Below are 23,587 nucleotides of genomic sequence, written 5' to 3' on the forward strand. Positions count from 1 at the left end.
TGCTCATTCTCTGGATTTCATATGATTCTTCTGCTGTGTTGGGGAGTTACTGCGGACTCGCGGTGATCAGGATTCCGGGAGGGCCGAAGTGGCCGGTGGACACGGGGCGTTCGGGGCGTTGCTGCGGGAGCTGCGGCTGGCGAGGTCCCTGACGATCGAGGGGCTGTCCGAGTCCTCGGGCATCAGCGTCCGGGGCATCGGCGACCTGGAGCGCGACCGTCGGGCCGCGCCGCAGCGACGTACGGTCGCCGCGCTCGCGGACGGGTTGTCCCTTGACGAGCCGGAGCGGGAGCGGCTGCTGGCCGCCGCGCGGTCGGGCCGGAGTTCGTCCTACCGGCCGGTGGGGGTGCGTTCCTTCCCTCGGGGTGTGGAGGACTTCGCGGGCCGCGATCGGGAACTGGCCCTGCTCGCCGAGTGGGCGGAGGAGTCACGGGCGCGTCCTGTCGTGGTCGCGGTCTCGGGGACACCCGGAGCGGGCAAGACGACACTGGCACTTCACACGGCGAGGCGGGTGGCCGACGGTTTCCCGGACGGACAGTTGCTGGTGGATCTGCGGGGCACGCACGAGTCTCCGCCCACACCGGCCGAGTTGATCGTCACCGTACTCAAGGCGCTGGGCACGCCGGACCGTGAACTGTCGAAGGCCGGACCGCAGGGGCACGCCGCTCTCTACCGACACGTGCTCTCGGACCGTCGGCTGCTGCTGGTTCTGGACAACGCCCGTGACGAGGCTCAGGTACGTCCCCTGCTGCCGGGGGCCGGCGCGGTGCTGACCGTGGTGACGAGCCGGCGGATGCTGACCGGACTGGAGGGCGTTCATCGCCTGTGGCTGGGGCAGCTCGGCCCGATGGACGCCAGGGCGCTGCTGGCCTCCATCGTCGGCACCGAACGTGCGGCGGCCGAGCCGGGCGCGCTGGCGGACGTGGCCGAGCGGTGCGGCTGCCTGCCGCTCGCCCTTCGGGTGGCCGGGAACTGGCTGGCCACCCGCACCGGCTGGACCGTACGACGGCTCGCGGAGCGCCTGGCGCAGGAGGAGCGGCGGCTCGACGCGCTGTCCGCGGGAGACGTGCGGGTGGCGGCGGCCTTCGACCTGTCGTACCGACAGCTGACCCCGGGGGCGGCGCGCATGTTCCGGCTGCTGGCTCTGGTGCCGGGACCGGACACCGGTGCCGCGGGTGCGGCCATGCTGACCGGGCAGGACCTGTTCGACGCCGAGGACACGCTGGAGGAACTCGTCGAGGCGGGATTGCTCGGCACGGACGGGAGCCGGTACAGGCTGCACGATCTCCTCGACCTGTACGCCCGGGCCCGGTTGGGCGAGCACGAGCCGGCGGGTGACGTGGAGCGGTCGCGGGAGGAGCTGTACCGGTGGCTGCTGGAGACGGCGGTCCTGGCCGGCCGGTGGTACGAGCCCGAGCACGGCGCTCCGCCGGCGTCCTGGCGGGGCACCGTGGACCTGTCGAGCGCCGAGCGGGCCCGGGAATGGCTCCAGGCGGAGGGAGCCAACTGGCTGGCGGCACTCCGCGCGGCCTCGGCGGCGGGCCGGCACGCCCCGGTGGCCGAGGTCGCCGAGGCGTTGCACTGGTTCTCCGACCAATGGATCTTCTGGGGGCACTGGGCCGAGGTGTTCGGCTTGGGCGTCCGGGCCGCCGAAGCGCTCGGAGATCCGCTGACGGAGGCGACCCAGCTGAACTACGTGGCCTGGGCGCTGCTGCTGTGCGAGGCGCGGCCCCGGGACAGTCTGGTCCCCTCGGCTCGCGCCCTCGCCGCGGCCGAAAGGGCGGGCGACCTGGTGCAGCAGGCCTGGTCGCATCAGTACAGCGGCTGGGCCCACCGGCTCCTGGGCGAGCTCGACGAGGCCTTCGGACACGTCGACGAGGCGGCGGGCCTGTTCGCACGTGCCGACGATGTCCACGGCCTGTTGCAGACCACGTTCAACCGGGCCCTGATGTTCGAGGGCGCGGGCCGCGCCGAGGAGGCGATCGACGCGTTCCGGGTGACCCTGGGGGCGCTCGAGGAGAACGCGGACCGGATCGAACCTCACGTCGCCGCGGTGACGCGGCTCGGGGCGTACGGGGGCATGGGCACCGCGCTGAGCCGTCTGGAGTGCTGGGACGAGGCCGTGGCGCACTTCGAGAGGGCGCTCGACATCTGCGGGGAGATGGGGAACACCGCCCTGGAGAGCCGGGAACTGACGCTTCTCAGCGATGCCTTGCAGGCCGCCGGCCGGATCGACGAGGCGCGCGCCTGCCTCGTGCGCTGCGTGGGCCTGGGGCCGGGCGCCGACCCTCAGCGGGTGAGCATGGCGCGGGACCGGCTCGCGCTGCTCGACGCGGCGGGCGACGGCCGTGGCGGTGCCGCGCACGACGGGCCCTGAACGCCGCACGGAGGTGTACGGTGCGCGCGTCGGTCGCCTGTACGGGAACGTGTCGCCTGCTGGCGCGGGATCGCACCCGGCTGCTTGTGCGGGATCGTGTCGGCTGTCCGTGCGGGATCGTGTCGGCTGCACATGCGCTTCTTCCGGCGCCGAGGCCGAGTCGCGCCGCCATCGGCAGACTTTTCTGCCTCCTTTGTGCCTGGAACCGCCTCTGACCTGCTGATTGGCTGATCTCGGCGGGGAAGGGCGGCACCGTTGCCGCCCGGGCCGGGTGCCCGGAGTTCGGGTGCCGGGCGGTACCGGGCGCACCACGGCTCGTACGTCTCCGCCGTGAGCGGCATGGGGAGAGGACGGCCAGGTGAGCCAGGATTTACTGACGGAGACGGTTTCCTTCGACGAGGGGTCGAGGCGGTGGCGTGCGGAGCTCGCCGGCGCTCTGGGGGCGGTCCACGTCACCCTCGGTGAACAGGGGGCGTTCCGCGGGCGGATCCGCACCACCCCCGTGGGGTTCGTCCGGGTCTCCGACCTGGAGGCGGACGCCCAGAGCGTCGGCCGGACGGAGACCCACGTGTCCACACATCCGGATCCGTTCGTCGCCTTCGCCATCCAGGAGCGGGGTACGGCGGTGCTGGTTCAGGGCGGCAGGAGGGCCGTGGCGGGGCCGGGTGAGCTGTTCGTGTGGGACACGGCCCGGCCGTACACCCTCAGCCATCCCACGTCGTTCGCGGCACGGATCGTCCGCCTGCCGCGGCGCGCCGCGGGACTCACGGAGGCCGACCTGCGGGCCGTGACCGGCACCGTCATCGGGACGGCGGAGGGGCTGGGGGGCGCGCTGAGAACGCTTCTCACGTCGCTGGTCGCGGCGGGCGAGCCGCGCTCGGCGGCGATCGCCGACATGTCCGCCGAGAGCGTCGTGAACCTGTTCCGGGCGCTCGTCGCCGAGTGCGGGGAGCCCTCGGACGGCAGGCGTACGGACGGCGGCGCGGGGCGCGGGCACCTGCTCGCCCGCATCCGCGCACACATCGACGACCACCTCGCCGATCCCGACCTGTCCCCCGGCACGGTGGCGCGGGCGCACCACATCTCCGTGCGCTATCTGCACCGCCTGTTCGAGGCCGAGGGCATCACGGTGGCCCGGTTCATCAGACGGCGGCGGCTGGAGCAGTGTGCGCGCGAGCTGGCGCGCAGGAGCGTGTCACCCCCGACGGTGTCGTCGATCGCCCAGCGGTGGGGGTTCGTCAACGCGGCTCACTTCAGTCGCACGTTCCGTGCCGAGCACGGCCACTCCCCCGTGCAGTGGCGTGCCCTGCGCACCGCGCCGGACCGGGGCGCCGTCGGACTCACGGGAGTCGATCCCCACTCCGTCGGTCCTCACTCCGTCGGTCCTCAACCCGTCGCTCCGGAGGTGCTCGCCACACAGGTGCTCACCCCACCAGCGAGGTGAGCACCCGAGCGCGCACCGAGGCCGCCCGTCCGTAGGTCAGAGGCCGAAGATCCGGAACACGAAGAAGAGCGCCACGAGCAGGGCGCCGAATGAGGTGAGGGCGACCCAGAGCATGGGGTGTTCCCAGATACCTCCGTCGGGGCGCTCGGGATGCGCCGAGGAGATGGAACCCTCGACGGGCGGGGTTTCCTGAGGAGGTACGAGTGGTTCGGTCACGACCCCTCCTTCGAATCAAGGTCATGGGGGTAGGGAATTCACCCCTTTCTATTCACCCTCCTCCTTTCACCCCAGCCCCACCAGCCGCGTCGATGGTGCGTCGAAAACCGTTGGACCGCACGCTGGACGCGCCCGCTGATGCATCCACGCGGAGGTGCGGACCGGAAGCGCGGTGCGAAGGTCCCTGAATTCATGAATTCCGTCATGCGGTTCCGTGTGAGGTCGTGTGCGGGATTCGTGCCGGGGAAGGAGAGGTGAGAGGTGAGAGAAGGCTTTCCATGTCCCTGCCCCTGGTGAACAGGCTCCGCCGACAGGCGGGCGAGGCCCTTCTGCTCCGCGTCGCCGGGCCGACCGCGCACGAGAAACGGGCCAGGATCCACCACACGCCCGGACCCCGCTGGTTCTCCCCTGACAGGCCCATTCGAATCGTTCACGCGGACGCCTCCATGTACATCGGAGGGCTGGCCGCTCTGTTGCTCCAGACCCTTCATCCGGTGGCCATGAGGGCGGTCTGGGCCCATTCCGGATTCCAGGGAGATCCCTGGGGCCGCCTGCAGCGCACCAGTACGTTTCTGGCGGTGACGACCTTCGGAACGGCAGAGGACGCCGAGCAGGCCGTGCGGCGCGTTCGCCGTGTTCACGACGGGGTCGCCGGGACGACAGCCGAGGGGGTCGCCTACCGGGCTTCCGATCCCCATCTGCTGGCCTGGGTCCACGTGGCCGAGGCCTCCTGCTTCCTCCAGGCCCATCGTGTGTACGGGGCTCGGCCACTGGACGCTCGCGAGCAGAACGCGTACGTCGCCGACATGGCCTCGGTGGCGCGGAGGCTCGGGGTCGTGGACCCCCCGGAGACGGTCGACGCCCTGGCCCGCAGCCTCTCCGACTGGCGCGGCGTCCTGAGGGCCACCCCGGAGTCCCGGGCGACGGGGCGGTACCTCCTCGCGCATCCTCCCCTTCCCTGGCCGGCTCTGCTGCCCTACGCCCTCCTGTCGGCGGCTGCCGTCGATCTCCTGCCCGGCTGGGCGCGGGACCTCCTCGATCTGCCCACGAGGACACGGCTGCTCCGGCCCGTGGCGCGCCTCGGCGGAATCGCGGTCACCTCGGCCGTCCGGTGGGCGACCCCGCAACTGCCGGCCGCTCCGGCTCCGTGAGCTGTGCGCGTCGTGCATCCGCTCGGCCCCGATCGCGCGAATCAGTCGCGACAGCGGCGTGGCGACGAGCGAGGAGACCGCCATGGTCGGCGACAGCGGAAGGCGGGCGCTGGTCGTGGGTGCCACGGGAAGCGTCGGAGGGCTGACCGCCGAGGCGCTCCGGCGGCTCGGCACCTCCACGGCACTGGCCGGACGGGATCGCGAGGGGCTCGCTCGGCGGGCGGAGGGCCTGGGCGGCTGCCCGTACCGCGGGTTCGAGGCGTACGACCTGGCCGCCTGCGCGGGCCTGGCGCCATGGGCGCACGAGGTCCTCGGCGGACTCGACGTGGTGGTCGTGGCCGTGGGGGCAGCGGGATTCGGCCCGGCACGGGACGTACCGGAAGCGGTCGCGGAGCATCTGATGACGGTGAACGCCCAGGCGCCCATGGCCGTGGTCCGTGGTGCCCTGCGTGTCCTGTCCGAGGGCAGCGCGGTCTGCGTCGTCACCGGCGCCATCGTCGACCGGCCCATGATCGAGACAGCGGACTACGCGGCGGGCAAGGCGGCTCTGGCCACCTGGCTGACCGTCGTCGGCCGTGAGGCGCGCCGCGCCGGGATCGCCGTACTGGACGTCCGCATGCCCCACCTCGACAACGGTTTCGCCGAACGGCCGGTGATCGGCCACGCTCCGGCTCTCCCCACGGGGCAGGATCCGGCCCGCGCGGTCGAACAGCACGTCATGACACCACTCAGGGCGTATCTCACGGAGTCACAGAGCGCTCGTACGGAATCGGGAGCGGCCGCATGACCGGCGGGAGACCTTCGGAGTCCGTCTGGGACTACCCACGGCCACCTCGGATGGAGAGGGACGACCGCCGGCTGTCGGTTCGGGTGGGGTCCGTGGTCGTGGCCGCCACCACCACGGCGTTCCGCCTTCTGGAGACCAGCCATCCTCCGGTCTTCTACTTCCCCCCGAGCGATGTGCGCATGGAGTTCCTGCGCCCGAACGCGGCCAGGACCGTCTGCGAGTGGAAGGGCGTGGCGGGGTACTGGGACGTGGTCGTCGGGTCGTCGGTGGTGGTCTCCGCCGCGTGGAGCTACGAGCGGCCGCTCGGCGCCTATGAGGCCCTCCGCGGGCACGTGGCCTTCTATCCGAGCAAGGTTCTGTGCTCGGTGGACGGTGTCGCCGTCGAGAGCCAGGAGGGCGATTTCTACGGCGGGTGGATCACCGACGAGATCACGGGCCCCTTCAAGGGCGGTCCGGGCAGTTGGGGCTGGTGAGGTGGGTGAGCGGCAGGCCTGCCGGCTCCCGGAGACGCCCCCGGGAAGGAAGGCGCATCGATGACCTCCGCGCACTGGCTCTTCGGTGACCAGTTGGGACCCGCCTTCCTCGCGGGGGACGGAGACGGCCCCGCACGGTCCGCCCCCGTGGTGATGATCGAGTCGCGTGCCGTCTTCCGTCGCCGACGTTTCCACCGGGCCAAGGCGCACCTGGTCCTCTCGGCGATGCGGCACCGCGCGGCCGAGCTCGGCGACAGGGTCACCTATGTGCGCGCCGAGACCTACCGGGACGGGCTGCGGCAGGCCGTCGGCGGGGAGCCCGTGACCGTCTGCCACCCGACCTCCCGGGCGGCACTCGGCCTCGTCCGGTCCCTGGACAACGTCACGGTGCTCCCTCCCCGTGGCTTCCTGGTCGGTCATGAGGACTTCGCGGCCTGGGCCCGCGGTCACCGGGGGGACACGCTGCGGTTGGAGTCCTTCTACCGGCGCGTGCGCCGGGACCACGACCTCCTGATGGACGGCGGCGAGCCGGCGGGCGGCCGGTGGAACCTCGACCACGACAACCGGGAACCGCCTCCGAAGGGCGCCAGGACGCTCGGGGCGCCCTCTCCGTACCGGCCGCGCGAGGACGACATCGACGCCGAGGTCCGCCACGACCTCGATCGGTGGGAGCGCGAGGGGGACGTGTCGTTCGTGGGGCGGGACGGACCGAGGATGTTCCCCGCCGACCGCCGGGAGGCCCTGGCTGCGCTGCGTCGGTTCCTCGCGCACCGCCTGGCGGGTTTCGGTGCCCACGAGGACGCCGTGCTGGCCGACGACGACACCATGAGCCACAGTCTGTTGTCGTCCTCGCTCAATCTGGGCCTGCTGGATCCGGCCGAGTGCGTGGAGCGGGCCGAGGCCGCCTGGCGGGCGGGAGACGCGCCCCTGAACTCGGTGGAGGGCTTCGTCCGGCAGATCGCCGGATGGCGCGAGTACGTCTGGCAGCTGTACTGGTACTTCGGCGAGGACTACCGGGCGTCGAACGCGCTCCGTCACACCGCTCCCCTCCCCGACTGGTGGAACGACCTGGACGCGGACGCCGTCACCGCGCGGTGCCTCGCGACCGTGCTCCGGCAGGTCCGGGACACCGGGTGGACCCATCACATCCCCCGGCTCATGGTCCTGGGCAGCCACGCGCTCCAGCGCGGCTGGGACCCCGCCGCCGTCACGGACTGGTTCCACCGCTGCTTCGTCGACGGATACGACTGGGTGATGCTGCCGAACGTCGTGGGCATGTCGCAGTACGCGGACGGCGGCAGGATGACCAGCAAGCCGTACACGTCGGGCGGCGCCTACATCGATCGCATGAGCGATCTCTGCGGACCCTGCCGGTACCGCCCGGACCGGCGTGTCGGCGCCGACGCCTGCCCCTTCACGGCGGGCTACTGGAACTTCCTCGACCGCCACCGCGACACTCTCGCCCACAACCCGCGCGTGTCCCGGGTGCTGGGCGGCCTGGACCGGCTCAAGGACCTGCCGGAGCTCCTGGAGCAGGAGCGCGACCGAGGTGACGGCCCGCCCTGACTCCGTGCGGGAGGCGGGTGATGCCTCGTGCAGGAAAAAACCGTTCGATCACACGTCGCTTCGCGTTCTAAGGTCGGCGATGTGGCAACGAAACTCAATCAGATCATCGCAGTGGAGAAGGGCGTCAAGTCCAGGGCGCACCAGGACCTGACGGCGGCGCACCACGGCCTGCAGAAGCCCGCGTTGCTCGCCGGCATCTCCCGTACGTACCAGCCGAAGGACGAGGAGGGCGAGCAACTGCCGCCCGAGTCGACGCTGGTGCAGGTGAAGGCCGAGGACGTCCTGCGCGACACCGCGCGGGCGCTGACCCGGCTCTTCGATGTGACGGCCACCAAGGACTGGGCGAACTGCGCGGCGCGCGCCGACGTCACGGTCGACGGACGTGTCCTGGTGGGGCAGGTGCCCGTGGCCTATCTGCTCTTCCTGGAGAAGCAGCTGACGGACATCAACACCTTCGTCCGCAAGCTTCCGGTGCTGGACGCCGCCGAGTCGTGGACGCAGGACCCGTCGACCGACGCGTGGAAGACCGAGGTCGTCCGCACGCTCCGTACGAAGAAGGTGCCGCGCAACCACGTCAAGGCGGAGGCGACGGAGAAGCACCCGGCCCAGGTCGAGGTCTACTACGAGGACGTGCCGGTCGGTTACTGGACCACGGTGAAGTTCTCGGGCGCGCTGCCGGCCCGGCGGGTCAACGAACTGCTGGAGCGGGTGGAGAAGCTCCAGCAGGCGGTGAAGTTCGCCCGTGAGGAGGCGAACAGCGCCGAGGTCTCCGACCAGCGGGTCGGCGACGCCGTCTTCGGCTACCTCTTCGGGTAGCCGGGGGCACCACAGACTCCCCGGCCACAGAACAGGGCCGGGGTGCGCGAGGAGCGCAAAGCTGAAGCTGAGCCTTGTCGTGACATCCGCGGTTCCAGTGGAGGTTCGAGTCCTCCTCCCGGCACTTCTCGCCGGGATGGCCCAACCAGGCAGAGGCAGACCGCGGTCAATCTCAGACTATTGCTCCAGACTCAGCATGCGCCGCTCATCGCCGGATCGACCGGGCCCGGGCCCTGGTGCGTCGAAATGCCAGTTCGAATCTGGTCCGCCGAGCTCGATCGGCGGTGGTCCAAAGGCAGGACGCGACGCAATGACGAATGACCCGGGTCCTCAAGTGTGCCGGCGTGTGATGTGAGCGGCATCGACAGGGTCCGGGGGCAGGCTACGCCCTCGGACCCGCTCCTTTTCCCCTCTGAGCCGTCCCCCTCCACTCGGGCCGCCGTTCCTCCCCTCGCCCGGCCCGTGCCCGGAGCGCCTCCGACTGCTTCCCTGTCACCACCGTGGGAGCCTCGCGACGCAGGGGGCTGTTCATCCACGCCGCCAAGCCCCACCATGCTCCTGACTACTCGTGCGTAACACGTCGTAGGGGGAAGTGTGTCGAAGCCCGGCTTCAGGCTCCGTGCCAGGATCGCCGTTCCGCTGCTCGCCGCCGTCGCGTCCCTGCTCCTGCCGACCTCTGCGGTCGGCGCCCAGGCACCCCCGCGCGGCGCCGCCGCCCACGTCCCTGTCGTCTTCGTCCACGGCTACAACGCCGACCCCGGCGTATGGGGCGGTCTACGGGAGGACTTCAAGGCCGACGGGTACACCGACGCCGAGCTCTTCTCCTTCGGGTACGACACGCACCGGTCCGTGAACGAGGTCCTGGCCGGTGAACTCGCCGCGTACGTCGAGGGCGTGAAGCGGCGGACCGGTGCCGACCGCGTCGATCTCGTCGCCCACTCCTTCGGCAGCCTCGTCACCCGCTGGTACGTGAAGTTCGACGCCGCGGGCCAGGCATCGGTCGCCCACTGGGTCTCCCTCGCCGGCCCCAACCACGGGACCGGCACCGCGTGGGCCTGCGCCCTGTGGGACCAGGCGTGCCGCGACATGACCCCGGGCTCCTACGTCCAGAAGGGCCTCGCGGCGGGCGACGAGACTCCCGGGTCCGTGCGCTACGCCACCTGGTGGTCGAACTGCGACGAGGTCATCAACCCGGACAGCAGCGTGCCCCTGACCGGCGCGACCAACAACGCCGCCGGCTGCCTGGACCACAACGAACTCCTCGGCGACGACGCGGTCTCCCGGGGCGTACGGGCCTTCCTCCGCTCCTAGCCCGAAACCCGGCACCGGAACGGCCTCCGTGGTCGTGACCTTCGGTCTCCGGCACACAGCGAGGTGCGGGTGAGGCCGTGACGGACGGCCGGGACCCCGTACCGCAGACGTGTGATCACGCCGTCATGGACGAACAGGACGTCGCCGGCGCTCCTCCGGTCGCGGGTCCCTCGGTGGCGCCCGCGGCCGGTCCCCGGTGGTACCGCCCTCCTCGGCGTACGGCCACGGGAGTACGCCGAGGTCACGTCCGGGGGCGGACGATCCGGTGGGGTCCGCCGCGCGACGCTGGCACCGAGACCGGCCGGGTCGGTGCTTCCCCACCTCTCGGCCGGACTCTCCTTCCGTCCATGTACGCATCATCACAGGAGAGTTGGTTCCTCATGACGTCAGGCGACACACAGCCCGGAGGCGGTGCGAAGAGAAGCCGGGCGAAGGCCCGGCTGATTCCCTGGGCGGTCATCGGCCTCTGGGTGGCGGCGGTCGCGGTCCTGGCGCAGTTCGCCACCGGGCTGGACAAGGTCAAGTCGGACAAGGCCGTGGACTACCTGCCCGCGAGCGCCGAGTCCACCACGGTCGCCGCCCTGGAGGACGCGCTCCCCGGCGGCGGCGTCGAGGAGTTCGTCGTGGTCTACCACCGGGCCTCCGGGATCACCGCCGAGGACCGTGCCACCGCCGAACGCCAGTTCACCGAGGTCGCCCGACGGTACCCCGGCCCGCTCGCCGCCGACAGCGGCCAGGACACGGGTGACACCGGTGACACGGGCGACACAGGTGACACGGACGACGCGGGGTCCGGCATCGTCGCCTCCGACGACGGGAAGGCCCTTCTGTTCACCCACTCCGTCGGCACGGCGATCGGCGCGCCCCCGGAGTACCTGCCCGCGATGCGCGACCTGCTCGCGGACCGGCCGGCCGGACTTGACGTCAAGGTGACCGGCCCGGGGGCCATGGAGGGCGATGTCGACGCGGTCTTCGACGGCATCGACGAGAAGCTGATGATCACCACCGTGATCGTGGTGACCGTCCTGCTGATCCTCATCTACCGCAGTCCGGTGCTCTGGCTGCTTCCGCTGGTCGCCGTGGGCAGCGCCGCCGCGGTCGCCATGGCGGCGGTGTACCTGCTGGCCAAGGACTTCGGCGTCGTCGTCAACGAACAGAGCGCCGCGGTCCTGGTCATCCTCGTCTTCGGCGTCGGCACCGACTACGCCCTGCTGATCGTCGCCCGCTACCGGGAGGAACTCCTGCGGACGACCGACACCGGCCGGGCCATGATCGCGGCGCTGCGCAGTGCCGGACCCGCCGTCGTCGCCTCCGCCGGCACGGTCGTGGCGGGCCTGCTCTGCCTGCTGGCCGCCGACCTCAACAGCAGTCGGGGCCTCGGCCCGGTCGGCGCCGTCGGCATCGCCGTCGCCCTGGTCGCCATGCTGACGCTCTTCCCCGCGCTGATGCTCGTCATGGGCCGGCGGGTGTTCTGGCCGAGGGTTCCCGAGGCTCTGCCGGTCGGTGTGACGGGCACTCTGGCGAAGCTCTCGCGCTGGGACCGTCTCGGCCGGACGCTGTCGCGGCGCAGGGGTCCGGCCGTGGCCGGTTCGGTGCTGGTGCTCGGCGTCATGGCGCTCGGTCTGCTCGGCGGGCCCGGACCGCTGCGCGCCCAGGACCAGTTCGTCAGAACGCCCGACTCGGTCTCCGGTTTCACGCTGGTCACCACTCACTTCCCCGGGATCGGCGGTCAGCCGGTCACCGTCATGGCACCGGTGGCGAGCAAGGACGCCGTCGCGAGGGCGGCCGAGGGCGTGGCCGCGGTCAGCCGGGTGGTTCCGGGCCGTGCCGGGAACGCGTACGCCGAGATCACGGTCTTCCCCGAGGACGCCCCCGACACGGCGGCCGAGCGGGCCACCATCGAGCGGCTCCGCGTCGCGGTCGACAAGGTCGACCCGAGGGCGGCGGTCGGCGGTCCCAGCGCGCAGAACCTGGACACGGCGGCCACGGCGGCCCGGGACCAGAAGGTCGTCATCCCCCTGGTGCTGCTCGTGATCACACTGATCCTCGGTGGTCTGCTGCGGTCGGTGGTGGCACCGCTGGTACTGGTCCTGACGGTGGTGGTGTCCTTCGGCGCGGCTCTCGGCGCGTCCACCCTGGTCTTCGAGCACCTCTTCGGGTTCAAGGGCGTCGACGGGGGTCTGCCGCTGCTGGGCTTCCTCTTCCTGGTGGCACTGGGCGTCGACTACAACATCTTCCTGATGCACCGGGCCCACGAGGAGTCCACCCGGCTCGGCACCCGCCGGGGCATCCTGGCAGGTCTGTCGGCCACCGGCGGTGTGATCACCTCGGCCGGTGTGGTGCTCGCCGCGACCTTCGCGGTGCTCGCCACGCTGCCGTTGGTGCCCATGGTCGAGCTGGGATTCCTGGTGGCCTTCGGAGTGCTGATCGATACTCTGCTGGTGCGCTCCGTCCTCGTTCCTGCGCTCACGCTGCTGATCGGGCCGAGGATCTGGTGGCCCGGGGTGCTGGCGCGCCGGCCGGAGCCCACGTCGGCTTCCGGGGGCGGGAAGGCGGAGGACGTACGGGAACGACTGCTCCAGGACTGACGGGGGCGGGCGGGGGCTGGGGGCGGGGGCCGTTCGGTGTGCGGCCTCCGCCCGCCGCGATCCGCGATCCGCGACCCGTAGGACGCAAGACGTGCGACGTGAGACGAACCGGAGAGGTGAGATGGCCGCTCGCTGGATGAGCCTGTTCAAGAAGGCCGCCGCCTGGCGCGATGTCGTGCTCGCCGCGCTGTTGTTCACGTACGCGACGGTCGTTCTCGAAGTGGCCGGGTCGCGCGGGGAAGGCGTCCGAGGCGCGGACGCGCTCGCCTACGCCACGGTCGGCCTGATGACCGGCGCCCTCGCCGTCCGGCGGCGCTTCCCGCTCCAGGTGCTGCTGGTCCAGCTCGGCTGTGTGGCGGTGTTCCAGCAGCGCGGCTACGCCGACGAACCCCCCGTCGTGGTCGTACTGATCGCGCTGTACACCGTCGCCGCCACCGGGCACCGGAGGCGGTCCGTGAAGATCGGCGCGGTGGTGGCCGTCCTCGTCCAGGTGATGCTGATGGGCACCGAGCCGGACATGGGCTTCGCCGAAGTCCTGGACGCGGCGCTGATGGTGGTCCTCGCGATGGCGCTGGGCGAGGCCGTCCGCTACCAGCGGGCCTACCGGGACGAGGTGGTGCGGCGCCGGGCCCAGGAGGAGTTCCGACGGGTCGAGGAGTCCCAGCGCCTGCTCGACGAGGAACGGCTGAGGATCGCCCGCGACCTGCACGACGTCCTGGCCCACGGCATCGCGGCGATCAACGTCCAGGCCGGCGTCGCGGCTCATCTGCTCGACGGCGCGAAGGAGGTCGACGAGCGGACGCTCGCCCTGCTGCGCAGCACGATGGAGGCGATCACCGAGGTCTCCCGCAGCGGCGTCGACGACCTGCGCGCCACCCTCACGCTGCTGCGCGGCCACGACCCGCGCCCGGACGGCCCACTGCCCGGTCTCGTACGGCTGGACGAGCTGGCCGACATGGTCACCGCCACCGGGCCCAGGGTCGAGGTCCAAGTGGTGGGCGATGCCCGTCCGCTGCCGCCCGTCCACGACGTCGCCGCCTTCCGGATCGTTCAGGAGGCGCTGACGAACGTGGTCAAGCACGCCCGTGCGCGCTCGGTCCTCGTCCGGATCGCCTACTCCGCCGGCGCGGTGGAGCTGACCGTACGCGACGACGGCATCGGCCGCGCCGCGCAACCGGCCGCGGGACACGGCGGCTTCGGGCTGCTCGGCATGACGGAGCGCGCCCACAGCGTCGGCGGCCGTGTCAGCGCGGCCGCCGGTCCCGGTGGCGGATTCACGGTGGACGCCGTGCTGCCCCTGCCCGAACAGCGTGAGCCGGCACCCGCCGGCCGGTAGAGGAGGAACGACGTGGAGACGACGCGGGTGGTACTCGCCGACGACCAGGCGCTGGTACGCGGCGCACTGGCCGTGCTGGTGGACTCGGCCGCCGACATGGAGGTGGTCGGCGAGGCGGCCAACGGCCGGGAGGCGGTCGAGATGGCCCGGGCCAACCGGGCGGACATCGTCGTCATGGACATCCGCATGCCCGAGACGGACGGCATCGAGGCGACCCGGCTCATCGCCGCCGACGAGGACCTGGCCGGGGTACGGGTCCTCGTCGTGACCACCTTCGAGACCACCGAGAACGTGCTGGACGCGCTACGGGCCGGAGCCAGCGGCTTCCTCGCCAAGAACACGCGGCCCGCCGACCTGCTCGACGCGGTCAGGTCGGTGGCCCACGGCGAGTCACTGCTCTCGCCGTCCGCGACCGCCTTCCTGATCGACCAGCTGCGCAGCCGTCCCGACCATCTGCCGCACCGGGTCGACCTCGCGGCGTTGACCGGTCGCGAGCGGGAGGTCCTGGGGCTGGTCGCCGGCGGCCTCACCAACTCCGAGATCGCCGACGCGCTCGTCCTCAGCCCGCTGACCGTCAAGACCCATGTGAGCCGCATCCTGACCAAGCTGGGGGCACGTGACCGGCCCCAACTGGTCATCGCGGCGTACGAGGCGGGCCTGGTGCGCCCCGGCTGGACCAGGGCGGACGCGTCCGGGAGACGCTGAGGCGGGGCTGCGTCACTCCGCGTCCTGCCGGACCGCTCCTCGCCGTCGGCGGAACTGCGCGGTGCCTGCCCGTGGATGGCGTCGAGGGCGCGGCCGCCGGGTCCGGAGCACGCGTCGTCGGTCGGCGGGGCGGGGTCAGCGCCGCAGGAGGGCGCAGACGAAGTCCTCCTGGACGGCGCGGACCTTGGCCAGAAGTTCCGGCTTGAGGCCCTTGCTGGTCTGGGTGTTGATCGAGAAGGTGAGGGACCGCTTGCCGTCCGCCGTGCCCACGGCGAGCTGGGTGTAGCCCGGGAAGTTGCCGGTGTGGCCGTAGACCGTGCCGCACCGGGTCGTGTAGCGGAAGATCGCCAGTCCGCCCGCGTTGACACCGGGACCGGCGGGCTCCGAGGCGGCTCCGGGGATGAAGGTCCGCTGCTGGCGGCGGGTCTCCTCCGACAGGAAGCCGCGTCCGCCGGCCCAGGCGCGGACGAAGGCGTTGAGGTCCTTCGGCGTCGAGACGATCCCGCCGGAGGCCCAGACGCCCGACGCGCTCAGCACCTCGCTGATGTCCTCGGGCGGGGCGGGCGGCGTCACGTCGTAGCCGTGCAGGTACGGCCTCGGCAGCCGGTAGCCCTGGGGCAGGCTGGTCTGCCGCAGGTCGAGGGGCCGGTACACGAGCCGGTCGAGCAGTCGCTCGTACGGCTCTCCCGTGACGGCCTCGGCCATCAGCGCGACGGCGATGTTGTCGGAGTTCGAGTACTGGTACTTCGATCCGGCCGGGAACAGCAGGCCCTGGTCGGCGACGAAGTCGAGGAGTCGGCGGGAGTCGAAGTGATGCCTGGGGTCTTCCTGCAGGATCTCGATGAACGCCGGCGCGGTCGAGAAGTCGGGCAGTCCACTGGTGTGGTTCAGGAGCTGGCGGAGCGTCACCTGGTGCCACGCGGTGGGCAGCGACGGCAGGTGCTCGCCGATCGTGTCGTCGAGTTCCAGCCTGTCCCGGTCCACCAGGCGCAGGGCGACCGCCCCGCTGAAGGCCTTGGCGACGCTCGCGATCCGCATGTGGTCGGTCGTACGGGGCGGGCGGCCGGTCCTCGTGTCGGCGACGCCCGCGCGGTGGACCGACGTCCGGTCGCCCTGCCGCAGCAGCGCGATGACTCCGGGCGGTCCTCCGGGGGTACGGACGAGGTCGTCCAGCTGCCGCTGCAGGGCCCCGTCGGGGGACGGCGGTGTGGCGGTGGCCTGTACGGGCTGGACCAGGGTGGCCAGCGCGGCGGACGCGGCCAGGGTGGCGACGGTCAGGCGCAGGGGGACGCGCGAGCGGGAACGGACTCCAGAGCGTGGCGGCACGAGGGCTCCTTCACGGTGACGCGGGGGCCGGGCGCGGGCCCGGTTCGGTGGGTCGGCCCCAGCATCGGACGGACCGCCGGTGCCTGCCCGTCCGCGATGCTCCATCCGGCCCAGAATCGGCGGGTCCGGGGCACGGGCCGGGTCGGGTCGGGTCGGGTCGGGTCGGGTCGGGTCGGGTCGGGTCGGGTCGGATCGGGTCGGGTCGGGTCGGGTCGAACGGCCTGAGGCCCGGGCGGGAGGAGGCCCGGGCGGCGTCGTCTCAGGAGTGCCGGAGCTCGGGTCGTCGTGGCGTCAGGACGCCGGGCGGGGTTGCGGCCGGGTAGTGCCGGGCAGGCAGGTGACCGCCGGGTTGTAGGTGGCGTACTGGCCCTTGGGGTTCTTCTTCCACAGCCACAGGTGCAGGGCGTAGTGGACGGGCTGGCCGGGGAAGTTGCCGCGCTGGGGGCCCTTGAAGGGCATCCCGAACATGCTCGGCCGGTCCTCGTCCGTCCTCGGGTTCTGGTCGCGGTCGTACACCAGCCACTGGACGCCGACGAGACGCTTGCCGCCCCTGCCGTCGTCCTCGTAGTAGAGCGCGGTGGGCTTCGCCGGGTCCGTCGAGTTGTCGTAGGCGTGGTTGAAGTGCGGGTAGCCGAGCGCGCCCGTGCCGCCGGTCCGGTCGAAGACGCAGTACTGGTCGGGCTTGTAGCCGGCCCGTACGCCGTTCCCATGCTGTTGGTAGGGGGCCGTGGCCTGATAGGCGACCGCCTTGTCCGCCGCCGCTCTGCCGGGACCGGAGCCGGGGAGGGACACGGGAAGTGGACCGGGAGGGACGACGGTCGGGGTCACGGCGAGCGTGGCGGCGAAGGTCAGGGCGGCCATGGCGAGCGTGTGGGGCATACGGGGGCTCCTCGACGACAGCAGGGTTCGGACGCGCCTGTAGCTCTTCCCCCACCCGGCTCATCCGTCCCACGGACGGGCCCGGACGGGTGACCGCGGGCAGGGCCGCACGGGTTCGAGGCAGACTGTGCGGGGTGGACAACTATCCCCCGGTGGACCGGGACCCCGCTCCTGAGTGGTACGGACGCCTGCGCGTACGGACCGAGGATCTCGGCCCGGCGGACTGGCTCACGAGACGTGCCCCCGGATACGGCGACTTCGGGACGGTGGCGGGCGTCGCCGCACCCGGATTCGCCGCGTACGCCCGGGTGCTGCACCCGGCTTCGCTGAGCGAACAACCGGTGCGCTGGGCGGCGGTGGCCGCCGCGTCCGGGCGCTCGGTGGCGCCGGTCACCAACTGGCACGAGCTGATCGGGGCGGACCCCTACTACCAGAACCTCTCCGAGTACGGCCTGCCCGGCGTCTGGGACGAGCATCCGGCGGAGGGTCCGACCCCACCCGATGTCGCCCGCGCCCTGCTCCCCGTCCTGGCCCGGCACACGCGTACCCCGGAGCGCTGCTGGTTCGGTCTGTGGAACGGCTACGGCCGGTGGGACTTCGACACGGTTCCCTCCTTCCTCACCCCTGAGCGGGACGAGGTACTGCTCGGCGGGACGCTGTCCGACGCCGTCTCGCCGGTGTCCCTGGACGAGTTCGCCGAGCTGCCCGACCTCTGGTGGCCGGAGGACCGCGCCTGGTGCCTCGGTGGCGACGTGGATCTGGTCAGCACCTACATCGGCGGGTCCCAGGAGCTGATCTCCGACCTCCTCGCCGCTTCGGATCTGGAGGCGTACCCGGTGGCGCCCGGCGACAGGGTCGGCTGAGGAACGGAGGCGGGTACGGCTCACGCGCCCGGCGCCGTACGGCCTCCCGGGCGTACGGCGCCGGGGGCCGTACGCCCGGGACGACGGGGTCGGCGGGAGCGCGTCCCCCGGCGGGACGACGGGTCGGCACGGACCCGTCGTCGCCCGCGACGGGCCGCTCCCCTGCCTCAGCAGGCGGTGCGTGAGCCGAGTCGCGTCACCTGACCGCCGGTGGAGCCGCCGACGTCGGCCGCCCCGTTCTGCCGCTCCAGCTCGGCGGCGGCCCCGATGCTCTCCTTCAGCTGGGCCACCGTCGTGATCCGCTCCGACGTGGCCGGTACCGCGTCGCTCGCCGTCCCGGCGACCGCGGCCACCAGGCCCACGGTCACCAGCGCGGCGGCTCCGGCGGCGAGGGTCCTGCGGGTCGGGTTCTCCATGGCGTACTCCTCTGTCTCGCGGTGATGGGGAGTCAGGAGCGTAGGCACCACGCACGGCCGCGCACGGCACCGCCGGCGGCAGTCCCCCGGCGGTTTCGCCCTGGGCGACAGCGCTTCCGCCGGCCCAGCGGCCAAGATCGATTGTCAGTGGTGGGTGAGACGGTAGGTGCATCAGTCGGAATGAGGGGGAGCCTGTCTTGTCCGGAACCCAGAACTACATCAACCACGTCGCTCTCGTCCTGGACGCCAGTTCGTCCATGTCGCGGCTGAGCCGCAAGGTCGTCGAGGTGGCCGACCAGCAGATCGCGTACCTCGCCCGCCGCTCGCGGGAACTCGACCAGGAGACCCGCGTCACGGTCTACGTCTTCGCGGACGAGGTGGAGTGCGTCATCTACGACAAGGACGTGCTGCGGATGCCGTCCCTCAAGCAGCTGTACCGGGTCGGCGGGATGACCGCCCTGCTGGCGGCCGCGCTCAAGTCGCAGCGGGAGCTGGCGCAGACGGCCCAGCTCTACGGCGACCACAGCTTCCTGACGTTCGTTCTGACCGACGGCCAGGAGAACGCCAGCCACCGCTGCACCGGCGCGCCCTCCAGGAACCCCGGTGAGCTGGTGAAGGCCGTGGCCACGATGATCGAGACGCAGGGCGACAACTGGACGCTGGCCGTGCTCGTGCCGGACCAGATGGGCAAGCGCGAGGCCGTGCAGTGCGGATTCCCGAAGGACAACGTCGCCATCTGGGACGCCACGAGCACGCAGGGCCTGGAGGAGGCCGGCCAGGTCATCCAGGAGGCCACCGAGAAGTTCATGATCGGCCGCACCAAGGGCATCCGGGGGTCGAGGACGGTGTTCTCCGCCGGTGCGGAGGCGGTCAACAAGGACACCGTCGAGGCGGCCGGTCTCACCCCGGTGGACCAGTCGCGGTACCAGCTGCTCCCCGTGGCCCGCGACGCCGCGATCCGGGACTGGGTCGTCGAATCCGGGCACACGTACCGCACCGGTGGCGCGTTCTACCAGCTGAGCAAGTCGGAGAAGATCCAGGCGCGCAAGCAGATCGCGGTACTGGAGAAGAAGACGGACCGGGTGTACACGGGCCCCGAGGCGCGAGCGCTGCTCGGCCTGCCGGACGTGGAGGTGCGCGTCAAGCCCGACCACAACGACGACTTCACGATCTTCGTGCAGAGCACCAGTGTGAACCGGAAGCTCGTACCGCAGACGCGGCTCCTGCTCATGCTCTGACCCTGCCGAGCCTCCCGTGCCGCACGTCGTCCTGCTCCGTGCCGGGTACCGGGGCGCGCGCGAGGAAGCGCCGCCCCGGTCCGGTGTGTGGCTACGCGGCGCTCTCGGTGAAGCCTTCCTCGGGGCCTTCGCCGGGGAGGGCGCCCTCGTCGAAGCCCTCCGGCGGCATCATGGCGCCCAACAGGCCGCTCATGATCTCCTCCACCTTCAGCTCGGTGGCTCCGGCCGGGGCCGTGGGCTTGGTGCCCGCGCTCATCTTCAGCACCAGGCCGAACTTCTTGACCTTCGCGTTCTCCGCCAGCTTGGCGAGGTCGACGTACACCTCGGTCAGCTCACCGTTCTTCAGCGTGAAGTCGGCCGAGACCTTGGTGTCGGGGATCTCCTTCAGATCCTTGTCCGACGGCAGGTCCATGCCCGGGGGCAGGTCCTTCGTGAGCGGACGGACCTCGCCGATCAGCTCCGCGACGAGCGTGCGGAGCGGTGCCGTGGCGGTGATGTGCTCGGTGCCGTCCTTGTCCCCGGCGGTCTTGAAGTCGACCTCACGGGCGATGACCTCGCGAAGGGCCTCCAGGAGCTTCTTCTGGGTCTTGGGGTCCAGCGAGGGCTCCGGAGACGGCTTGGCGCCGGGCTCCTCGCCCATCTCCTGACCCATCTCCTGGCCGGCCTTCTTCATCTCCTCGGTGCTGAACTTGACCCACTCGCCCTCCAGCACCTTCTTCAGGCCCGCGGCCTCCGGGGGCAGTTCGTCGGCGGGCGGCATGGGAGAGTCCATCGCCTTGGAGAGGGCCTCGACGTCGGAGCGGACGTACGTGTGGTCACCGACGACCCGGTACTCGACGAGGTCGCCCTCGGGGCTGCTGACCTTCATGGCCATGCCGACGAGGTCCTTCTCCTCGGACTGGTCGATCGGCTTCTTCGACTCCACCGTGACGCTGAGCTTCATGCCGCTGATGAGCTCGGCGGCCTCGGCGGGGATCTCCTCGCCCGGTGCCGGGTCCGACCCGGCGTCCATCTGCTTGAGGGTCTCGGCGTCGACGTCCAGGTCCAGCTCGAAGGAGATCGACTTCTCCTTGCCCAGCTTCTCGAAGGCCTGGTCCAGCTTCTTTCCGGCAGACAGCTGCTCGACCGTGCCGCAGGCGGCCGAGCCCACCAGGACAGCACCGACGACAGCGGTGGCGGTCAGGGTCTTGCGTATGGCGGTAATGATGATCTCCTCATAGACGCGATCACGGTGTGATCGACCAGAAGACTCACACCTCGCCCACATGGTTGCCCTGCGGACCCATATCCGCGGCGTGCCGTCGATCACAGGCGCCGTGTCCCCGAACCCTCCGCCTCCCCGGGTCCGGACCCAAAGACGGATCCGGACCCGGGGAGACAGCGCGTCAGGACGTCAGGGCGGATGCCGGGACGTCAGGCGTCACCGGTCAGGGCGTCATCTCGTACGCGCCCGAAAGCGCCTCGACGCGCTGCCAGACACGCTCCGACCGCGCCTCGTCGACGACGGGGCGCCGGACGGCGCCGAGCGCCCAGAGCTGCTGCGGCTCGGTCGCGGAGTCCTTGCCGTGCAGCTCGACGGCGTGCGCGGAGAAGTCGCGCACGAGGACGGCGAAGAGTTCGTCCAGCACGTCCTCGTCGAGAACGGTCAGCGCCGCCTGCTCCAGGACCAGCTGGCCGTGGACCACGAGCGCGAAGAGCTGGCCGACGGCGAGCAGGAGGTCGAGGTCCCGGCTCTGCTTCTCGTCGGGAGCGGCCTTGAGGACGAACTCGCAGAGCGCGTCGGCCTGTTCGCGGAGGCGGGCGACGTTGGGCAGGTGGGCGTACGCGTCGTAGGCGGCGCGCCAGTCGTGGAAGCGGACCGACCCCAGGCCGCGGGCCGGGCCCTGGCGGAAGAGGAACGTGTCGTCGGCCGCGTCCAGACGGGTCGGGACGGGCTCGTACGCGACCGGGTCGAGGAGGTGGTTGCGCATGAACTTCAGGATCAGCGCCAGGTTGACGTGGACCGTGCCCTCCAGCTTGGGCAGACCGCGGATCTCCACGGCCGCCTCGGCGAAGTAGTTGTCCTTCTCGAAGCCCTTGGCGGCGATGACGTCCCACATCAGGTCGATGACCTTCTCGCCCTCCGTGGTCACCTTCATCTTCGTCATCGGGTTGAAGAGCAGGTAACGGCGGTCGTCGGGGCCGGCGGTGCGGAAGTAGTCGACGGCACGGTCGCTGAACAGCTTCATGCCGACGAGCCGGACGTACGCGTCCGTGAGCTCGCGCCGCACGTGCGGGAAGGCGGTGACCGGGCGGCCGTACAGGATGCGGTTCTGCGCGTGCGTGACGGCCTCGTACATCGCGTGCTCGCAGATGCCGATCGAGGCGGTGCACAGGTTGAACTTGCCGACGTTCACGGTGTTCAGGGCGGCGTCGAAGGCGGCTCGGCCGGTGTGCAGGACGTCCTCGGCGGCGACCGGGTACTCCTCCAGGCGGAACTCGCTGACGTACTTCGAGGAGTCGACGACGTTCTTCACGAGGTGGTAGGCCGAGTGGCGGCTGTCGGCGGCGAAGAAGACGTACCCGTCGGGGCCCTCCACGTCCGTCCGGCGGCCGAAGACGGAGACGAGGCCGGCGGCGTTGCCGTTGCCGATGTAGTACTTGGAACCGGTGGCCCGGAAGCCGCCCGCGCCGTCGGGCTCCAGGAGCATGTCGGTGGAGTAGATGTCCGCGCCGTGGGACTTCTCGGAGAGGCCGAACGCGAACACCTCGCCCTGGGAGAGGAGTTCGGCCGCCCGGGCACGGGCCGCGGCGTTGTCGCTCTGCCAGACCGGGCCGAGGCCGAGGATCGTGACCTGCCAGGCGTACCAGTAGTCGAGGCCGTAGAAGCCGAGGATCTCGTTGAGGGCGGCGATACGGGCGGTGTCCCAGCGCTTGTCGCCACCGTCCTCGCCCGCCGCGGAGGACGGCGTCAGGAACGTGGCGAAGAGCCCCTCCTCGGCGGCGAAGGCGAGGAAGTCGCCGAGCCAGGCGCGGGTCCGGTAGTCCTCGATGATCCTGCGCTTTCCGCGCGCCTCGAACCAGTCGATCGTGGCGCGCAGCAGCCGTCGGGTCTCGGGGTCGAAGTGCACCGGGTCGTAGGTGTGCGGGTTGAACAGCAGCGCGTCGGCCATGACGTCCGCCTTTCCGGCTCGGGATGAGGGTGGTGGTGCTGGAGGTGCTCGTACGGAAGTACTCGTACGGAAGGGGCCGTACGGGCACGGGGGTACTCGTACGGGGGTGGGTCGAGCAGAGGTGGTCGAGCAGGGGTGCCGGCGGGCGCCGCTGGAAGCGGTCGTACGAAGTGGCCGCCGGCCCGGGTCGGTTCAGGGCCCGGCGCGGAAGCCGTCGAGGGTGGCGAGGACGTCGTCGAGCCAGGCGATCATCATCCGCTCGTACGCGATGCCGCCCCGCAGCACGACGTGCTGCAGCTCCCGCTCGGCGTCCGGCGGGCCGACCGCCGCGGGCTCCCCGAAGTCCCGGGCCTCGCCCGCGAGGTAGTGGGCGAGGCGCTCGGTGTGCGTCCGCCGGTGCCGTTCGACCTCGCTGATCAGCGCGGCCGGATCGTCGAAGGCCGCCCCCCGGATCTTCACCGCGAGGTCGTGCCGCACGCTCTCGGGTTCGATCGGTTCGTGCAGCCACGCGGAGAGCGCGTCCCGTCCGGGGGCGGCGACGGAGTACTCCTTCTTGTCCGGGCGCCCGTGCTGCGGCACGTCCCGGACGTCCACCCAGCCGTCGCTCTCCATGCGCTTGAGAACGCGGTAGATCTGCTGGTGGGTGGCGGTCCAGAAGTAGCCGATGGACCGCTCGAAGCGCCGGGCCAGCTCGTAGCCGGACCCGGGCTTCTCGAGCAGGGACACGAGGATCGCGTGGTCGAGCGCCATGCACCCGATCCTGCTATGCAACGAGTTGCATAGCAAGGCCGAGCGGGCGCGTTGAGACGTGGCTCACCCTGGAATCCCCCGGTCCCCTACTCTCTGCCGTTCCTTGCCCCCGCGCCTCCCCCGCCCCACCCGCGCTCCGATCGCACGACGGTGGCGAACGACGGGGCGACGGCCGGCCGGACCTGTACAGGTC

General features: G+C 71.4%; 20 protein-coding genes and 1 pseudogene. 14 read left to right on the forward strand and 7 right to left on the reverse strand.

Annotation, left to right across the window (positions count from 1 at the left end; translation table 11 throughout):
* The first annotated feature begins 88 nt into the window (after nt 1-88).
* Together ABT129_RS14555 and ABT129_RS14560 are read left to right on the forward strand one after the other, a co-directional pair.
* Complete coding sequence (locus ABT129_RS14555; RefSeq protein WP_351900661.1) at nt 89-2,377, forward strand: ATP-binding protein; 2,289 nt, start codon at nt 89-91, stop codon at nt 2,375-2,377.
* 358 nt (nt 2,378-2,735) lie between these two features.
* On the forward strand, nt 2,736-3,821 hold the full coding sequence (locus ABT129_RS14560) for an AraC-like ligand-binding domain-containing protein (RefSeq protein ID WP_351900662.1): 1,086 nt from the start codon (nt 2,736-2,738) through the stop codon (nt 3,819-3,821).
* Nucleotides 3,822-3,857: 36 nt separating this feature from the next.
* Here the strand turns inward: ABT129_RS14560 and ABT129_RS14565 are convergent, their stop codons facing one another.
* Entirely contained in the window at nt 3,858-4,037 is a 180-nt protein-coding gene (locus ABT129_RS14565; protein ID WP_351900664.1) for a DUF6480 family protein, read from the reverse strand.
* A gap of 278 nt (nt 4,038-4,315) precedes the next feature.
* On the opposite strand from ABT129_RS14565, the gene ABT129_RS14570 reads away from it, so the two are divergent.
* From ABT129_RS14570 to ABT129_RS14615, 10 genes and pseudogenes are all read left to right on the forward strand, one after another.
* On the forward strand, nt 4,316-5,188 hold the full coding sequence (locus tag ABT129_RS14570) for an oxygenase MpaB family protein (protein WP_351900665.1): 873 nt from the start codon (nt 4,316-4,318) through the stop codon (nt 5,186-5,188).
* An 82-nt stretch (nt 5,189-5,270) separates the two neighbouring features.
* A complete protein-coding gene (locus ABT129_RS14575) occupies nt 5,271-5,975 on the forward strand; it encodes an SDR family NAD(P)-dependent oxidoreductase (RefSeq protein WP_351900667.1) in 705 nt (234 codons plus the stop codon).
* Nucleotides 5,976-6,025: 50 nt separating this feature from the next.
* Entirely contained in the window at nt 6,026-6,448 is a 423-nt protein-coding gene (locus ABT129_RS14580) for a DUF427 domain-containing protein (protein WP_351900669.1), read from the forward strand.
* Between the two features lie 60 nt (nt 6,449-6,508).
* Nucleotides 6,509-8,014, forward strand: coding sequence for a cryptochrome/photolyase family protein (locus ABT129_RS14585; RefSeq protein WP_351900671.1), 1,506 nt, complete (start codon nt 6,509-6,511; stop codon nt 8,012-8,014).
* 81 nt (nt 8,015-8,095) lie between these two features.
* Entirely contained in the window at nt 8,096-8,830 is a 735-nt protein-coding gene (locus ABT129_RS14590; RefSeq protein WP_351900673.1) for a DUF7873 family protein, read from the forward strand.
* Nucleotides 8,831-8,866: 36 nt separating this feature from the next.
* Nucleotides 8,867-8,954 (forward strand): annotated as a pseudogene (locus ABT129_RS14595).
* A 470-nt stretch (nt 8,955-9,424) separates the two neighbouring features.
* Nucleotides 9,425-10,141 carry an esterase/lipase family protein gene (locus ABT129_RS14600; protein WP_351900675.1) on the forward strand — a complete coding sequence of 239 codons (717 nt, stop codon included), beginning with the start codon at nt 9,425-9,427 and terminating at the stop codon, nt 10,139-10,141.
* Between the two features lie 380 nt (nt 10,142-10,521).
* Nucleotides 10,522-12,729 (forward strand): MMPL family transporter, encoded by a 2,208-nt coding sequence (locus tag ABT129_RS14605; protein ID WP_351900676.1) that lies wholly within the window; start codon nt 10,522-10,524, stop codon nt 12,727-12,729.
* 136 nt (nt 12,730-12,865) lie between these two features.
* On the forward strand, nt 12,866-14,065 hold the full coding sequence (locus ABT129_RS14610; protein WP_351900678.1) for a sensor histidine kinase: 1,200 nt from the start codon (nt 12,866-12,868) through the stop codon (nt 14,063-14,065).
* A 12-nt stretch (nt 14,066-14,077) separates the two neighbouring features.
* Complete coding sequence (locus ABT129_RS14615) at nt 14,078-14,770, forward strand: response regulator (protein WP_351900680.1); 693 nt, start codon at nt 14,078-14,080, stop codon at nt 14,768-14,770.
* Between the two features lie 135 nt (nt 14,771-14,905).
* Here ABT129_RS14615 and ABT129_RS14620 read toward each other — a convergent pair whose 3' ends face one another.
* Together ABT129_RS14620 and ABT129_RS14625 are read right to left on the reverse strand one after the other, a co-directional pair.
* The gene (locus ABT129_RS14620; RefSeq protein ID WP_351900681.1) at nt 14,906-16,096 is read right to left on the reverse strand and encodes a serine hydrolase domain-containing protein; all 1,191 of its coding nucleotides are present in this window, start codon (nt 16,094-16,096) and stop codon (nt 14,906-14,908) included.
* A 291-nt stretch (nt 16,097-16,387) separates the two neighbouring features.
* Nucleotides 16,388-16,975 (reverse strand): hypothetical protein, encoded by a 588-nt coding sequence (locus ABT129_RS14625; RefSeq protein WP_351900682.1) that lies wholly within the window; start codon nt 16,973-16,975, stop codon nt 16,388-16,390.
* 134 nt (nt 16,976-17,109) lie between these two features.
* On the opposite strand from ABT129_RS14625, the gene ABT129_RS14630 reads away from it, so the two are divergent.
* Nucleotides 17,110-17,838 carry a hypothetical protein gene (locus ABT129_RS14630; RefSeq protein ID WP_351900684.1) on the forward strand — a complete coding sequence of 243 codons (729 nt, stop codon included), beginning with the start codon at nt 17,110-17,112 and terminating at the stop codon, nt 17,836-17,838.
* Between the two features lie 167 nt (nt 17,839-18,005).
* Here the strand turns inward: ABT129_RS14630 and ABT129_RS14635 are convergent, their stop codons facing one another.
* Nucleotides 18,006-18,254 carry a hypothetical protein gene (locus tag ABT129_RS14635; protein WP_351900685.1) on the reverse strand — a complete coding sequence of 83 codons (249 nt, stop codon included), beginning with the start codon at nt 18,252-18,254 and terminating at the stop codon, nt 18,006-18,008.
* A gap of 197 nt (nt 18,255-18,451) precedes the next feature.
* Here ABT129_RS14635 and ABT129_RS14640 point away from each other — a divergent pair, with 197 nt between their 5' ends.
* Entirely contained in the window at nt 18,452-19,492 is a 1,041-nt protein-coding gene (locus tag ABT129_RS14640; protein WP_351900686.1) for a vWA domain-containing protein, read from the forward strand.
* A 91-nt stretch (nt 19,493-19,583) separates the two neighbouring features.
* Here the strand turns inward: ABT129_RS14640 and ABT129_RS14645 are convergent, their stop codons facing one another.
* From ABT129_RS14645 to ABT129_RS14655, 3 genes are all read right to left on the reverse strand, one after another.
* Nucleotides 19,584-20,642: a hypothetical protein gene (locus ABT129_RS14645; protein ID WP_351900688.1), complete on the reverse strand. Its 1,059-nt coding sequence runs from the start codon at nt 20,640-20,642 to the stop codon at nt 19,584-19,586.
* Between the two features lie 277 nt (nt 20,643-20,919).
* Nucleotides 20,920-22,644, reverse strand: coding sequence for an acyl-CoA dehydrogenase family protein (locus ABT129_RS14650; protein ID WP_351900689.1), 1,725 nt, complete (start codon nt 22,642-22,644; stop codon nt 20,920-20,922).
* Between the two features lie 192 nt (nt 22,645-22,836).
* Entirely contained in the window at nt 22,837-23,394 is a 558-nt protein-coding gene (locus tag ABT129_RS14655) for a PadR family transcriptional regulator (RefSeq protein WP_351900690.1), read from the reverse strand.
* Nucleotides 23,395-23,587: the final 193 nt, after the last annotated feature.

This window comes from Streptomyces sp. NPDC002057 (assembly GCF_040296665.1).
Taxonomy (GTDB): Bacteria; Actinomycetota; Actinomycetes; order Streptomycetales; family Streptomycetaceae; genus Streptomyces.